The sequence below is a fragment of the Catonella sp. genome (assembly GCF_057250765.1).
This window is the reverse complement of sequence record NZ_DBHIEC010000004.1, coordinates 67,051-82,788: the sequence shown is the minus strand read 5'-3', so window position 1 is coordinate 82,788 and position 15,738 is coordinate 67,051. Positions and strand designations below refer to the sequence as shown.

The following is a 15,738-nucleotide window of genomic DNA, read 5'->3' as shown; positions in this document are numbered from 1 at the left end:
TAGGAGAAATTTCCTGTCAAATAAAAAACTGCCTGAGAATAATCTTTCCCAGACAGCCTTTATGTTGGTATCACTCTTAAATAATTAAATATCAAGCTCTGCCATTATACCCTTAAGAATATCTGCAGATTCTCTAAGTCTCTTAGCTTCATCTTCATCAAGCTTAATAGGCACCTGAGTTTCGATACCATCGCCGCCTACTACACAAGGCATACTAAGAACTACTCCCTCTATCCCCTGCTCTCCATGCATCATGGTAGATACTGGTAAAATGGATTTTTCATCTCTTACAATACACTCGCATATTCTCTTTACTGCCATAGCCACACCAAAATATGTAGCCTTCTTTCTCTGTATAATCTCGTAAGCAGCATTTTTAACATCCTCAGCAATGTACTTCTCAGATTCATCATGATTGAAATGTCCCTTCATCTCACAGAAATCATTGAGAGGTATACCCGATACATTGGCAGAGCTAAAAGCAGCTATTTCACTGTCTCCGTGCTCTCCAATTATAAATGCATGTACACTTCTTGAGTCAACACCCAAATGCTCACTTAGCCTTGTCTTAAGACGGCCTGTATCTAGTACCGTACCTGAACCGATAACCCTGTTTTCAGGAAGTCCTGAAAGTTTCTGGGCTACTGCTGTAAGTATATCAACAGGGTTTGCAACTATAAGAAGAATACCCTTAAAGTCTCTACTTGATATCTGAGGAATGATGCTCTTAAATATACCAACATTCTTATGAACTAGGTCAAGTCTTGTCTCATCAGGTTTCTGATTTGCACCAGCGGTTACAATAACTAAACCTGCATCTCTTACATCATCATAATCTCCTGCATATACACGCATGTGCTTTGCAAAAGGGATACCATGGCTTATATCCATAGCCTCTCCTTCTGCCTTATCCATGTCTGCATCTATCATTGCTATTTCCGAAAAAAGTCCGCTCTGCATAAGTGCAAATACGGTAGCAGAACCTACAAAACCACAACCGACCATAACTGCTTTTCTAAAGTTAATCATAAAATCTCCTTTCTCTTTGAAATCTGTTCTCATTATATCATTTAACACAAATTAATGATAGATATGTTTTAAAATAAAGATACAAAATTTAATTACGACAGATTTAATTGTGAATGAATGTTAGTATGGAATGTTTTAGTTTCAATATATAAAAAACAGATATCGAACTATATGTTGATACCCGTCTTTTATCGACTGTATTACTTTTTTAAAGCCTTAAAATAAGCATCTATCCCATCAGCCATACCTTCAGCCATCTTCTTCTGATAGGAGGCTGTGTTAAGTGCCCTATCCTCTTTCTCATTTGTCATATATCCCATTTCAACTATGATTACAGGGACCTTTGACCAGTTGATACCGCTCATAGAATCTGTCTCCCATACGTAGAGCTTCTTACAACCTGATTTATCTACTACTCCGTCCAATACCTTTTCGGATAAAAGCTTACTTCTTGAATATATATCAGAATTGTAAGGGTTCTTTTTTGTCTGGCAGATGGTCATAGCACCGTTTACAGCCTTATTCGCAGCGCCATTTGCATGAATTCTTATAAAAACATCAGCCTTAGCCTCGTTTGCGATGGCTGCCCTTTCTGAATTGCTAATATTAACATCGTTCTTAGTTCTGCACATAATAACCTTGTAGCCACGTTTTTTAAGGATTTTCTGTAACTTCTTTGCTACCTTAAGCGCAAGGGCGTACTCGGTCTGCTTGGTCCAAAGTCCGCTAGTTCCACCTGTGACCTTGAATTTTGTAGTCTTTGCGCCCGGACCGATAGGCTCTTTTTCAAGGTTTGCCCTTGTCTGATGACCTGCATCTATACAGATTACTTTTTTCTTGTTAGTAGCGGCATTAGCTATGTAAAAATTGTCAGAACATATAGTAACAAGCATAGCCAATACTAAAAACATACTTAATAATTTTTTCATATTCTCCCCTAAATATTTATACAGTGTACAAACACAATTACATGTGTATATTAATTTTTACTTATAACTACGGACAGTAATGAATAATATTCCGTCTTTTATAGCTTTGTTTTCATATATTTGTATATTCTGTATACTATAAATATCAACAAACCAACTAGTATCAGATTCAAAATCAAAAATAATGAATTCATTACTAACCTCCTCACATAATAAGGTTATAAGCAATAATTAAAGTTTATTTGTCTGCATAATATATCAAAAAAAAATAAATGTCAAGCTATTATTTTGTATAATAATACAATCCATTCCATATATTGCATTGTAATGTACGCTATCCTTCTGCTATACACTAATCAAGTAAACTCAAAGCCTTAACCCATTATAAACATGCGCTGTTTAGCAGGTTTATACAAAAAGGCGATTAAGATATTCCTAACCGCCTTTTTGAAAAAATTAATATATTTTGATAATTAAACCGGATATGCTCCATTGGCAGTATCTGCAACTGTACTATCCACCTTAGTCTGCTGAGCTTTTCTGTATTTGAAGAACTCAGTTGCAACCTGTGGGAAAAGTGCGTATGAGAGTACGTCCTCATCCTGCTGCTTCCACTCTTTAACCTCTTCCTCAAACTTAGGAAGCTGTGGCTCGATAAGGTCCGCAGGCCTGCAGGTAATTGGCTTCTGATCTCCGATAGCCTTCTTTACAACCTCAGGGTTGAAAGGCTTAACTGTCTCACCAAACTCACCTGAAAGTATCTTCTTTGATTCCTTAGTTATCATCTTATAACGCTCGCCCTGAAGTACATTTAATACAGCCTGTGTACCAACTATCTGAGATGAAGGTGTAACAAGAGGAGGCTCACCGAAGTCAGCTCTTACTCTTGGAATCTCTTTAAGCACTTCTTCATACTTATCTTCTGCATGAGCTTCTTTAAGCTGAGACACAAGGTTTGAAAGCATACCTCCAGGTACCTGATAAAGCAGAGTCTTGATATCTACTCCGAGAACCTTGGTATTCATAAGTCCGCTTGCAAGATATTTCTCACGAAGTGGACGGAAATAATCAGCTATCTCAGCAAGCTTATTCTGGTCAAGACCTGTATCGTACTCAGTACCCTTAAATACCTCAACCATAACCTCTGTAGCAGGCTGGCTTGTACCCATTGCAAGTGGGCTCATAGCAGTATCTATAATATTTGCACCTGCCTCCACAGCCTTCATATAGGTCATGGCAGCAACACCTGAGGTGTAGTGAGTGTGCATTTCTATTGGTAGATTGGTTCCTTCACGAAGCGCAGAAACAAGCTTTGTAGCCTCTGTAGGTACAAGAAGTCCTGCCATATCCTTCACACAGAGGGAATCTGCACCCATTTCCTCGATTGCCTTAGCTTTTTGTTTCCAGTAATCAAGTGTATAAGCCTCTCCTAAAGTATAGGAAAGAGCAACCTGTGCATGACCGCCTTCCTTCTTAGATGCAGTAACTGCAGTCTGAAGATTACGAAGGTCATTGAAACAGTCAAAAATCCTAATTATGTCAATACCATTTGCAACTGATTTCTGTACGAAATACTCTACTACATCATCTGCATAGTGATTGTAACCAAGGATATTCTGACCTCTAAAAAGCATCTGTAACTTGGTATTCTTAAATCCCGCTTTGAGCTTGCGAAGCCTCTCCCATGGATCTTCCTTCAAGAAACGAAGGCAGGCATCGAAGGTAGCTCCTCCCCAACACTCAACAGCGTGGTAACCAATTTTATCCATCTTGTCTATGATAGGAAGCATCTCTTCAGTCGTCATTCTTGTAGCTATTAGGGACTGATGTGCATCACGAAGGACAGTATCTACTATCTTAACTGCCTTATTACCCTGTTCTGACATATATTATTCTCCTTTTAATATTCAATATTACATTGACTAATGATATCAGATTAGCATAGTTTATTACTTCTGCAATCCTTAAATAATATTTATAATCTGCTCATCATTAAACAAATAGTGGCTGCTTACAAATATTATCTTCATACCATCATATTATTTAACTCCGAAAATCGCCATAAACACACCCGCTGCAACCGCAGTTCCTATAACACCGGCAACATTAGGTCCCATAGCGTGCATAAGAAGGAAGTTGGATGGATCAGCCTCACTACCAACCTTCTGTGACACTCTGGCAGCCATTGGTACGGCAGAAACTCCTGCCGAACCGATAAGAGGATTAATCTTACCTCTTGTAAGGTGGCAAAGAAGCTTACCAAAGAGTACACCCGCAGCTGTTGCAACTGCAAAAGCAATAAGTCCTAGTCCTACGATTTTAAGGGTATCTAACTTAAGAAATGCCTCTGCTGAAGTTGTAGCACCTACTGAAGTACCAAGAAGGATAACAACTATGTACATAAGGGCATTACTAGCAGTTTCCTGAAGCTGTTTAACTACACCACTCTCTCTAAAGAGATTACCAAGCATAAGCATACCTACAAGAGGAGCAGTAGTTGGAAGAATAAGTGTAACAACTATGGTAACTACTATTGGGAAGAAAATTTTCTCAAGCTTACTTACAGGTCTAAGCTGTTCCATCTTGATTTTTCTTTCCTTCTCTGTAGTAAAAAGCTTCATAATTGGTGGCTGAATGATAGGTACAAGTGACATATAAGAATATGCGGCAACCGCTATGGGTCCCATATATTCAGCCTGTCCAAGCTTTCCGGCAAGGAAGATAGATGTAGGACCGTCAGCACCACCAATAATAGCTATAGCTGCTGCAGCCTTATCGTTGAAACCAAGTAAAATAGCAAAGAAATAAGCAGCGAAGATACCAAACTGAGCTGCTGCTCCCATTATGAAGCTTATAGGATTAGCAATCAGAGGACCGAAGTCAGTCATAGCCCCCACACCTAAGAATATAAGACAAGGAAGAATACTCCACTCATCGAGTAAGAAGAAGAAATGGAGAAGTCCGCCTTCTTTCATAATATCCGGATAGATATTAACAAGTAGCATACCAAATGAAATAGGAACCAAAAGCAGCGGCTCATATCCCTTTGCTATAGCCAGATACAAGAACACCAGAGCAATGAATATCATGAGAATATTTCCCCATGACATGTTGACAAATGCTGTCTGTGCTGCCAGGTTCTCGAGCATATTTGTAACATAGCTCATAGATAATTACCTCCGTTTTAATGTACAGTTATCAGATTAGTTAAGGGATGCAAGTAAAGCACCTGCTTCAACTGAATCACCAACTGCACAGGAAACAGAAGCGATTGTTCCATCCTGAGGTGCAACTATATCATTTTCCATCTTCATAGCTTCAAGAACTATGATTACATCACCTTTCTTTACAGCCTGTCCGGCATTTGCCTTTACAGCTAAAATCTTACCAGGCATTGGCGCATTAACCTTAACTGCACCTACGGCACCACTTGCCACAGGAGCTGCTGCTGGCTTTGGAGCAGCCACAGGAGCTGCACTCTTAACTACAGGAGCTGCACCGCTTCCCGCACCCTCTTCAACAGTAACTTCATAAGCTGTTCCATTAACAGTAATTGTATATGTTTTCATAATGTGATTATCCTTTCAAATTATTAAAATAAAATTATGCTTTATAAGCTATTACCAGGTACCATTACCTTTTCTCTTTACTGAGCGGACCACAAGACCGTCAGCAGGCGCAGAAGAATTATCAGCTGTGTAAGCCATTATGGCTGCTGTGATAACAGCAGTAAGCTCTGCCTGACTTAATTCTTCACTTTGTACTGTAGGCTCTGCTACAATCTGCGTATCAGGTTCTACATCCGTGTGCTCCTTCTTAGCAAGGAATTTAGGAACAAGGCTTAATGCCTTTATTACAAAACTAATGAAAATAAGAACAAGGAAGATGAAAGCCATACCAAAAACTGTATTAAGGGCTGCTTTCTCCATCTTTTCGGCAACAGTTATCTGTTGTTCTGCCGCTATACTTGTAGGAATATAACCGCTGTCCATGCTGTCTTCATCAAACGTAGCGGTAAACTTAACCTTGCCTCCTTCAAAATCAATCATTTCCTCGTACTTAACGTAATCTTTTCCTTCTACGATATTAGCGCTTGACTCATCAACTGACTTGAAAGCTCCAACCTCCTCCTTAACGGAATTAAGGTTATCAATCATAGAAATGATGCTCTTTTTAGCCTTATTGCCTAACTGAGCGCTGCTAATTGTATTTTCAAGCTCTCCTGATGCCCATTGTTCGGCAAAGAAGCTACCTGCCTGCATAACAGTCTCTTTGTTATAAGATAAAGTATCGCTATCAGTCTTAGAGCCGCCCGCACAGCCGCTAAGTAGCATAAAGCAGGAGAAAACGCTAAGCACTAATAATATTAGTCTTTTCTGCATATTTACTTCCTCTCTATATTAAATTGTGCTGTGTTTTTTATTTGGACGAAATTCCCTCTTTGTATATAACATCTCAAAAGCATATACAAGCTGCTTTCTTGTTGCGGCAGGCTCGATTATGCTGTCAACGAAGCCTCTCTTTGCTGCAGCAACAGGATTGTTCTGAAGAGCTGCATACTCCCCTGCTTTTTCACTGATTGTAGCAGCATCCTTGCCATCATAAATAATCTCAGCAGCAAGCTTTGCATCCATCATACCAATTTCAGCATCACTGTAAGCAAATACAAGGTCTGCACCAATATGCTTTGAATTCATAGTGATATAAGCGCTTCCATAAGCCTTACCAACTATAAGATTTACCTTAGGAACAGTTGCGTTTGCAAACGCTGAAGTAAGTTGTGCCAATGCTCTTGCTATAGAACGCTCTTCTCCTACTGACGAGGCAAAGCCTGTCACAGATGTAAGTGTGAGTACAGGGATTGAAAATGAATCACAGAAATTTACAAAATGAGCTGCCTTATATGCGCCAGCCATTGTAAGCACAGTGTCAAACTTTTTAGCAACCTTTCCATCCTCACCAAGGATTTCACTACGATTCGCCACAGCGCCAACGATTGCTCCGTTCAGGCGGATGAAACCAATAACCATTTCTTTTGCACAATCAGCCTTTAACTCTAAGAACCAATTGTTATCAGATATTTCACGAAGTGCTACCGCAGTATCTTTAACATGTGTACCTAAACCGGCTGTTATCCTGTTAAGGTCATCATCACACTCACAAATAACTCCGGTATTCTCGTTGTTTGAAGGAAGTACAGAGATAAGCTCTCTTGCCTTTGCAAGAGCTTCTGCATCATCCTCAGCTACAATGTCTACATTGCCTGATTCAGACTGGAAAGCCGCTCCTGCTGTATTACACTTAGCTGTGTAGTTGTTATCAACTGCATTAGGTGAATTCACAAATAACTTTGCATTATCTTCTGTCATGATAACAAAGTCACTAATTGCAGCTGAGATTGCAGAGCCACCGCCACAGGTTCCGAGAATTACGGTAACTGTAGGAATAACACCGCTTGCAAGTACCTGTCTTGCATATACTTTACCGAAAGCATCAAGCGCATCTGTAGACTCCTCAAGTCTCATGCCTGCACAATCTGTGATTGCAACTACAGGAACACCAACCTTGGTAGCGAGGTCATACACGTTGACAATCTGTCTGGCGTGCATTTCACCCATTGTTCCGCCAAGAGCATCCTTGTCCTGGCTATAAACATAAACAAGACTACCGTCAATAAGACCATAGCCTGCAATTACGCCGTCACCGGGAACTTCTTTTTCACTAAGGTTAAAATCTGTGCTTCTTTTTGTCACCAAGGCACCAATTTCAACAAAACTGTTTTCGTCAAGCAAAGAGAGTATTCTATCTCTTGCTGACAGTACTACTGCACTACCCATTCTTAGCCCTCCATTAACTTAAGTTTGGTTTTTATAAGTAATAAACTGAACAGTATAAAACATCCAATTTACTGCCGATTATAATTATAATCTTATAACTGGAAAAGTACAAGTGTATTTTAAGTTTTTTATAAAAAACACGACTTTTTAGTCAATTTTTTCTAAATCCTCAAAAGACAGCTGAGCTTCTTTTTCAGCCTCAAGCTTAAACTCATCTTCAGCTTCTTGTCCTATAACCGGCAAGTCCTCAAGTGACTTAATACCAAATGAGCGCAGGAAATCCTCTGTGGTACCAAAAACTAAAGGCTTACCCGGTGCCTGGAGCCTGCCTGCTTCCTCAATGAGTCCGTATTCAATAAGCTTGTTAACCGCATGGTCTGACTTAACTCCTCTTATAGCCTCTATGTCAGCCCTGGTTACAGGCTGTTTGTAAGCAACGATTGAAAGGGTTTCAAGCAAAGCATCGGTAAGGTTATGCTTTTTAGGTACATTAGTCACCTTAATTAGAGTTTCATACATCTCTGCCTTAGTACACATTTGAAATGAGTCTTCAAGCTCGATTATACTGATACCATGTCCCTCATCTTCATATTCATCCATCATTGTATGGATGACCTTCTTAACTGTATCTTCATCCAGCTCTACCGCTTCGGCAATAGCTGTAAGCCTTACTGATTTGCCTATTGCAAAAAGTATGGCCTCTATCTTAGCCTTAAGTATCTTCAATTCCACGACTTATTACTCTCCCATGTTCTTATAATCTTCTTTAGTAAACATCTTCTCTTCAACAAATTCAATCGAAATGTCTGAAACATTATCATCCTGAACCGCCTTTATGGCTCCAACCTTCATAAGCTCAAGCACAGCAAGAAAACTCACAACTACATGCAGTCTTGAAGGCTGATTGATAAGAAATTCCTTAAAGCTAAAGAATTTATGCTCTCTTGCGAAGTTTTGAAGCTCATTTATAGACTCGGATAGGCTTATAGGCTCTTTTTTAATCTTTCCGAACGAGCTTCTGATAGGATCGGTTTTATCTGTCTGTTTTTTAATAACAAAATTATAGATGTTATGTAGCTTAGCAAGGGTCAAGTCACCTATAATTTCCTGAATTTCAGGCTTTGGTGCATATTCAGAGACTTCCTTAGGTATGGTTGGTTCCTTAAAAAGGTAGGAGGAAGCAAAATCTCCTTTTCCTTTAAGAAGTTCTGCAGAGTATTTATACATCTTGTATTCAATAAGCCTCTTTACAAGATCTTCTCTCGGATCAATCTCCTCCCCGTTCTCCTTTTCTTCCTTAGGCAATAACATCCTAGACTTTATATTAATAAGCTGAGCTGCAACCAGAAGAAAATCACTCATAGTATCGAGGTCAGCCGTTTTCATCTGATTAACATATTCCATATACTGATCTGTAATTTCAGCTATAGGTATATCATAAATGTCTATTTTATTTTTCTCAATGAGATGAAGTAAGAGGTCTAGAGGACCTTCAAATACTTCAAGCTTAACTTCAATTCCCATGTAATTTCTCTCCAAATTTTAATTCTACAAGAGTAACTTCCGGTGGATTAAACACCCTCAAATTGATAGTATGGGTGCCTGCACCACATGAAACTATCATGTTGCTGCCATTTTCTGAATAAAAGCCTCCTGAGTATTTAGGAAATATAAAAAAGTCAGGTCCTATCACTCCTCCAACAAATGGCAGGCGCATAATTCCACCATGTAAATGACCTGAAAGTGTTAGGTCAGCCTTCCACTTACTGTAAGTCTCAAAATAAAGCGGTGAGTGTGCCATAAGTATAGTGTAGTTGTCACCTTTTGTTCCCAATTTCTCTTCGACACTATCTAATGATAATTTACTTCTCTTAAATTTTGGGTAAAATTCTTCTCCTAAACTAAGTCCATAAATGTCAATACAGTCATCTTCTCTGACAAGGCTGAATCTATCGTTATCAAGTAGTTTTACATTTAGCTCTTTAAGCTTTGATTTATATTCATCCCAAAGTGCAGGATGAAGCTTCTCCTCGTGATTACCAAGCGCATGTATAACAGTGTACTTCGACGTAAGTTCAGCTATCAAATCTATAGAAGTATTAACTGTTTCTTTTGAAAGAGGTCTATAACCCTCCTTACATCTCCTGCTTATTCCACCAACAACCATATCACCGCCTATTAGTATACAGTCAGGCTTTGCTTTATATATCATTTCAAGTAGCTTTGTGTTGTTTTTTCCATACTTTTTTCCATGTAAATCTGAAATAAATATAAATCTAAATCCATCAAAGGATAATGGTAACTTCGGTGAGTATACCTGATATTTTTTTATATATAATCCTTTACCTAAGACCAAACATTATCCCCTTTCCAATCATCTATAAATTTTAGATCGCTAAAAGTAAAATCAAAGCAATCCTAGAAAAATGTAAAATAACCTCTTGCAAGTAATTCATCATCAAATTATATAATTTTGCAAGCAGCATCATTGTATTGGGTACATAAGCATTGATTACAAAAGGTTACAGCAGATAATTATGCTATGACACCAGATTACTATTGTAACATAAAAACACCGACCATGATATATTAAATTTAAAATAATCATAATCGGTGTATATAATTTATACGCTAACTATTTCGATTGTATCAATCCTATGTACTATTCCCATATCCTCAAGCTGCCTAATCATCCTATATACAGTAGCCATACCGACTGTCTTGTCCTTCTCAGCAACCTGATAATAAATGTCTTTACAGGAATTAAAGTCGTTATTCATGATTACATCAATTATAAGCCTGCGCTGTTTAGTAATCCGGCATCCGTCTAACTTCAATCTTTCAATAACCTGTTCACTCGTCATATCAACAACCCCTTAATATAATGATACAAGTGTCAAAAGTATTTGACACCCATTGATACAGGATTGCTACAGCGTAGCTTTAGCAATCCTTGCAAAAATATTCGTAATCCGCTCATTTTTTTGCAAAAAATGGCTACTTGCTCATATTTTTTGCGTGTCAAAAGATAATAAATTCTCTTGCAAGCAAGCCCCAATCGAATTTTTATACTTTTGACACTTGTATCATACTATATTAAAACATTTGAAAATGATTGTCAATATCGAACTACACTAATTCTTCAAGCATTGAAGTTCCGATGGTTCCCTCAGGCATCTTAACTCCAAAATTCTCAGCAATGGTAGCACCCATATCTGCAAATGTCTCTCTTTCAGGTATGCCGCCCGCTCCCTTTAAGCTCTTTGAATATGCAAGGAAAGGCACCTTTTCTCTGGTATGGTCGGTTCCTGTATAAGTAGGGTCATTGCCATGGTCGGCAGTAATTATAAGCAAGTCGTCTTCGCGCATCACATCTAAGAGTTCTCCAAGCTTTACGTCAAACTTCTCTATCTCATCACCATAGCCTACAGGGTCCCTTCTATGTCCCCAAAGTGCATCAAAATCAACGAGATTTACAAAGCAAAGCCCCTTAAAGTCTTTCTTTGCTTCCTCTATAGTCTGCTCCATGCCATGCACTGAACTATTAGACTTATAAGCCTCCGTGATACCCTCAGTGACAAAGATATCGTTTATCTTACCAATAGAAATTACATCAAAACCTGCATCTTTGAGCGCATTAAGAGCAGTATCAATAGGAGGTTTAACAGCATAATCGTGGCGGTTTGCAGTTCTCTTAAACTCACCCTTCTTCTTGCCTACATAAGGTCTTGCAATAACCCTTCCTACCTTCCATTCATCCTTCATACACAGCTCTCTGGCTATTTCACAACATCTATAGAGATTTGCAAGGTCAAAGGTCTCCTCGTTTCCACATATCTGGAGCACAGAGTCAGCAGAGGTGTAGACTATCATCTTTCCTTCATTTATTTCGGTTTCCGCAAGCTCTTCAAGGATCTCAGTTCCTGAGGCACTCTTGTTTCCTATTATTTCTTTTCCACAGCGCTTTGATAATTCATCCAAAAGCTCTTTTGGAAAGCCTGTATCAGTAAAGGTTACAAAAGGAGTTGTGGTATGGATTCCCATCATTTCCCAGTGTCCTGTCATGGTATCCTTGCCATTACTCTTCTCTTTAAGTGCACAATAATAAGCAAGAGGCTTATCAACAGGCTCTACTTTACTAAGTGGCTTAAGATTTGCAAGTCCTAATTTTCTAAGATTGGGTATGTTAAAATGTTCAACCGTATCAGATATATGTCCCAAGGTATCCACTCCGATATCCCCAAACTTTTCAGCATCAGGCATTGCTCCTATACCCATAGAGTCAATAACTATCAAAAATACACGATTAAATCTACTCATTAATATCCTGTCGCCTCCTGTCCTTTGACTAATTTCACTATTCTGCTTGTACCCAGTCTGTCTGCACCAAGTTCAAGAAACTTATATGCATCCTCAAGACTTGATATACCGCCGGCTGCCTTAATCCTTACATTTTTACCAACATGTTCTCTAAAGAGTTTTATGTCCTCAAAGGTTGCACCAGCTTTACTAAAACCTGTTGAGGTTTTAATATAATCAGCTCCAGCCTTGGTTACAATCTCACACATCTTTATTTTCTCTTCACCAGTTAGCAGACAAGTTTCAATTATTACTTTAAGAATCTTATCTCCTACAGCTTCTTTTATCTCTCTAATCTCTGTTTCAAGCTCTTCGTACTTTTTATCCTTAAGCCAACCAATATTTATAACCATGTCTACTTCACTGGCACCGTTATTTAAGGCATCCTTAGCCATAAACACTTTGGAAGCAGTCGTGTCATAGCCATTTGGAAAGCCTATTACTGTACAGATTGCAAGTTTTCCGTCAACATAATCAGCGGCTTTTCTTACATAGCTTGCAGGTATACAGGCAGAAGCAACCTTGTACTTCATAGCATCATCTAAAATCTGTTTAATCTCATCCCAAGTAGCCGTCTGTGTGAGTAAAGTGTGGTCAACATGGGTGAGCATCTCCTTTTGTGTCATTAAAAACCATCCTTTCAATATACGTTCGACTATTGCAGAAAACAATTCTACAATAGTCGAATATTCTATTTTAAGCTAATTCAAGTGCAAGCTCCATCATCTTTCCAAATCCTGTTTGTCTCTCGTCAGAGCTTAATTCTTCTCCAGTTATAATATTGTCTGAAATTGTAAGTATAGCAAGGGCATTCTTCTTACTTCTAGCAGCTTCCATATATAGGGCTGCGGCTTCCATTTCAACGCAAAGAACTCCCATCTTTATCCAAGCACTATGAGGATCATTAAGGTCGCAATAGAAAGGGTCTGAAGAAAGTACATTTCCAACAACTGTAGGTGTTCCCTGTTTCTTAGCTATCTCTACAGCTGATGAAAGTAGTCCGTAGTTAGCAATAGGAGCATAAGTCCCCGGTATCTCGTACTGCTTAGCCCAAGAGGAATTGGTGCAGGCTGCCTGAGCTATTACAACACTTCTAACAGGGCAGCTTTCGCTTATAGAACCTGCAGAACCAATTCTTATTATATTTTCTACTCCATAAAAGTTAAAAAGCTCGTGGGAATATATTCCTATTGAAGGCATACCCATACCTCCGCCCATTACAGATACTCTCTTACCCTTATAAGTACCTGTGAAACCAAGCATATTTCTAACATCTGTTACAAGAACCGGATTTTCAAGGTAAGTCTCAGCTATGTACTTAGCCCTAAGCGGATCTCCCGGCATTAGCACTGTCTTTGCAAAATCTCCCTCTTTGGCTCTGATGTGTGGTGTTGGTATCGGCATAGTAACATCCTCCTTATAATTTTATATTTTGTCATTGGTTTACAAAATCATGGTTTATCACTTTGGCTTACGCTAAGCCTATAAGAATCAGACTATATCTATCTTATCCGCAAGCCTGTTTTTAATGTCTCTATACTTCTCAAATGGCAGCACCAGTTTTCTGCCATTTTTCATCAAAATTCCCTGCTCTATAAAGTCCTTAACAGTACGATTGACAGTTCTGACGGAAAGAGCGGTACTCCTTGCCAAATCATTTCTGCTCATGTTTATAATCACTTTATCTCCTAAATGGTTTTTCTCATAGAAGTCATGTAAGAACAACAAAACTCTGTCTTCACCCTGAAGGAAAAGAAATAGTCTTTCCTTTCTACATTGTTCTAAGAGATATTTTGTCATAGCTTCAGTGAACATCTTCATTGCATTTATATCATTTGATACCCATTTGGCAAAATGCTCTCTTGATAGCTTCAAAAACCTACAATTTGTAACTGTTACAAGAGTAGTTCTGTAGGTTTCTTCCTCCAGTACAAACTCCATTCCTCCAAAAACCTCTATTGGATAGAATCTCATAAAGTCATATGCAATGGGGAATACTCTTAAGTCACTTCCTTTTACAATTCCGGAAAGTAGAATAAATACAGTTCCCGCATTCTCATTCTCAGTAATGAATTCAGTATCTTTTGGCAAAGAAAGTTCTCTGAACTCTTCGAGAAGCCATCTGGGCGCGTTCTTTAAGAACCTTTCCAGATATTCGTGGCTATCTTTACTTAGGTATTTCCATACATTATCTAAATCACTCATTACGAACTCCCATAATTTTATTTGGCAAGGTCTCTCGGCCCAAATCCAAGTGGCAGAAGTTCCTTAAGCTTAAATACCTTCATGTCTATTGGTTTATTGGTTCCTAAAACTATGTCAAACTCTTCGCAGTCTACAAATTCATTGATAACTTGTCTACAAACCCCGCAAGGTGGACAGATAGTCAATTCATCATTATCTACGTGTCCTCCTACTATGGCGATGGCCACGAAGTCTTTCTCCCCCTCGCTGACAGCCTTAAATATTGCTGTTCTTTCTGCACAGTTTCCGGGTGAATAAGCTGCATTTTCTATATTACAGCCCTTGTATACCTTGCCATTTTTCGTAAGAAGTGCAGCTCCTACCTTAAAATTAGAATATGGAGAGTAAGACATTTCCCTGGCTTCAAGCGCCATTTTTACCAATTCTTTATAATCCATATACACTCCTTATTTTGATCTGATATATGGCTTTCCGTTGGCTGCAGGAGCATCTGCCCGTCCTACAAAGAAGATAAGGGCAAAGATTGTAACTACATAGGGTATCATTGAAATTAGGTTAGGCGATACCATGTTCCCCTGACTAGCAAGTGCTTTGATACCGTTACAGATGCCAAAGATAAGACAGCCCTTAAGTGCGCCCATAGGAGAAAATTTCCCAAAGATTACAGCTGCTATCGCTATAAAGCCCTGCCCCACAATAACAGTAGGCTTAAACTGGCTAACTGTTGCAAGTGTGCAAAATGCTCCACCAAGTCCTGATAAAAATCCTGAAAGGATTACACAGATATATCTTACAAGGTAAACATTGATACCAAGTGATTCACAGGCTACAGGATGTTCCCCACAGGCACGAAGATGAGCTCCAAGCTTAGTCTTATAAAAGACGAAGTTAGCAATGATAGCAAATACAAAAACAAGATATGCCATAGAATATACATTAAGGACATTTGCTCCAAAGCTTCCTGCTTCAAATACATCATTGAACATTTTAGGAAGTCTGTCCTCCAAAGGAATCGCAGGGCTGTCAGTGGAATTGTAAAGTACCATACAGGTAAAGGCAGCAAGTCCAGGTCCTATAAAGTTGATAGCTGTTCCTGCAATGGTTTGGTCAGCATGAAAATGAATGCAAACTACCGCATGGATGAGACCAAATACTGCACCGGCCAGGCCACCAATGATGAATGCCAAGATACCGTTCTTGGTGGTAAGGGCAGCTATTGCTCCGGTAACAGCTCCTATTGTCATCATACCTTCAATGCCGATATTTACTACTCCGCTTCTTTCCGAGAAGCAAGAGCCCAGAGCTGCCAAAAGAAGTGGAGGTGTTGCAATTAAAGCTGCGTTAATCAAAAGACCAAGGTTTTGGATTAGAAAATTCAT

At 38.9% G+C, this 15,738-nt stretch carries 17 protein-coding genes; all 17 read right to left on the bottom strand.

Going from position 1 to position 15,738, the window contains the following annotated elements; translation table 11 throughout:
- Nucleotides 1-84 precede the first annotated feature (84 nt).
- The 17 genes from ACO6HM_RS03255 to ACO6HM_RS03175 all read right to left on the bottom strand — a co-directional run bounded on the left by ACO6HM_RS03255 (nt 85) and on the right by ACO6HM_RS03175 (nt 15,738).
- A complete protein-coding gene (locus ACO6HM_RS03255) occupies nt 85-1,029 on the bottom strand; it encodes an L-lactate dehydrogenase (RefSeq protein ID WP_485389746.1) in 945 nt (314 codons plus the stop codon).
- Nucleotides 1,030-1,229: 200 nt separating this feature from the next.
- Nucleotides 1,230-1,958 (bottom strand): N-acetylmuramoyl-L-alanine amidase family protein, encoded by a 729-nt coding sequence (locus ACO6HM_RS03250; protein ID WP_485389745.1) that lies wholly within the window; start codon nt 1,956-1,958, stop codon nt 1,230-1,232.
- Nucleotides 1,959-2,431: 473 nt separating this feature from the next.
- On the bottom strand, nt 2,432-3,844 hold the full coding sequence (locus ACO6HM_RS03245) for an oxaloacetate decarboxylase subunit alpha (protein WP_485389744.1): 1,413 nt from the start codon (nt 3,842-3,844) through the stop codon (nt 2,432-2,434).
- 153 nt (nt 3,845-3,997) lie between these two features.
- Entirely contained in the window at nt 3,998-5,125 is a 1,128-nt protein-coding gene (locus ACO6HM_RS03240; protein ID WP_485389743.1) for a sodium ion-translocating decarboxylase subunit beta, read from the bottom strand.
- A 36-nt stretch (nt 5,126-5,161) separates the two neighbouring features.
- Nucleotides 5,162-5,527, bottom strand: a complete 366-nt coding sequence (locus tag ACO6HM_RS03235) for a biotin/lipoyl-containing protein (RefSeq protein ID WP_485372989.1) — start codon at nt 5,525-5,527, stop codon at nt 5,162-5,164.
- Nucleotides 5,528-5,578: 51 nt separating this feature from the next.
- Nucleotides 5,579-6,340, bottom strand: a complete 762-nt coding sequence (locus tag ACO6HM_RS03230; protein WP_485389742.1) for an OadG family protein — start codon at nt 6,338-6,340, stop codon at nt 5,579-5,581.
- An 18-nt stretch (nt 6,341-6,358) separates the two neighbouring features.
- Nucleotides 6,359-7,795 (bottom strand): acyl-CoA carboxylase subunit beta, encoded by a 1,437-nt coding sequence (locus tag ACO6HM_RS03225; protein ID WP_485389741.1) that lies wholly within the window; start codon nt 7,793-7,795, stop codon nt 6,359-6,361.
- A 147-nt stretch (nt 7,796-7,942) separates the two neighbouring features.
- Entirely contained in the window at nt 7,943-8,527 is a 585-nt protein-coding gene (scpB, locus tag ACO6HM_RS03220; RefSeq protein ID WP_208428788.1) for an SMC-Scp complex subunit ScpB, read from the bottom strand.
- Nucleotides 8,528-8,533: 6 nt separating this feature from the next.
- Nucleotides 8,534-9,319: a segregation and condensation protein A gene (locus ACO6HM_RS03215; protein ID WP_485389740.1), complete on the bottom strand. Its 786-nt coding sequence runs from the start codon at nt 9,317-9,319 to the stop codon at nt 8,534-8,536.
- Nucleotides 9,309-10,151 carry a metallophosphoesterase gene (locus ACO6HM_RS03210; protein ID WP_485389739.1) on the bottom strand — a complete coding sequence of 281 codons (843 nt, stop codon included), beginning with the start codon at nt 10,149-10,151 and terminating at the stop codon, nt 9,309-9,311. Before ACO6HM_RS03210 ends, ACO6HM_RS03215 begins: the two co-directional genes overlap by 11 nt.
- 268 nt (nt 10,152-10,419) lie before the next feature.
- Nucleotides 10,420-10,659: a Fur family transcriptional regulator gene (locus ACO6HM_RS03205; protein WP_485389738.1), complete on the bottom strand. Its 240-nt coding sequence runs from the start codon at nt 10,657-10,659 to the stop codon at nt 10,420-10,422.
- A 265-nt stretch (nt 10,660-10,924) separates the two neighbouring features.
- Nucleotides 10,925-12,115, bottom strand: a complete 1,191-nt coding sequence (locus ACO6HM_RS03200) for a phosphopentomutase (RefSeq protein WP_485389737.1) — start codon at nt 12,113-12,115, stop codon at nt 10,925-10,927.
- Nucleotides 12,115-12,780 (bottom strand): deoxyribose-phosphate aldolase, encoded by a 666-nt coding sequence (gene deoC / locus ACO6HM_RS03195; protein WP_485389736.1) that lies wholly within the window; start codon nt 12,778-12,780, stop codon nt 12,115-12,117. Before deoC ends, ACO6HM_RS03200 begins: the two co-directional genes overlap by 1 nt.
- A gap of 70 nt (nt 12,781-12,850) precedes the next feature.
- On the bottom strand, nt 12,851-13,558 hold the full coding sequence (gene deoD, locus ACO6HM_RS03190; RefSeq protein ID WP_485389735.1) for a purine-nucleoside phosphorylase: 708 nt from the start codon (nt 13,556-13,558) through the stop codon (nt 12,851-12,853).
- A gap of 87 nt (nt 13,559-13,645) precedes the next feature.
- Nucleotides 13,646-14,359 (bottom strand): Crp/Fnr family transcriptional regulator, encoded by a 714-nt coding sequence (locus ACO6HM_RS03185; RefSeq protein ID WP_485389734.1) that lies wholly within the window; start codon nt 14,357-14,359, stop codon nt 13,646-13,648.
- Nucleotides 14,360-14,376: 17 nt separating this feature from the next.
- Nucleotides 14,377-14,796: a cytidine deaminase gene (gene cdd, locus ACO6HM_RS03180; protein ID WP_485389733.1), complete on the bottom strand. Its 420-nt coding sequence runs from the start codon at nt 14,794-14,796 to the stop codon at nt 14,377-14,379.
- 9 nt (nt 14,797-14,805) lie between these two features.
- Nucleotides 14,806-15,738: an ABC transporter permease gene (locus tag ACO6HM_RS03175; protein WP_485389732.1), complete on the bottom strand. Its 933-nt coding sequence runs from the start codon at nt 15,736-15,738 to the stop codon at nt 14,806-14,808.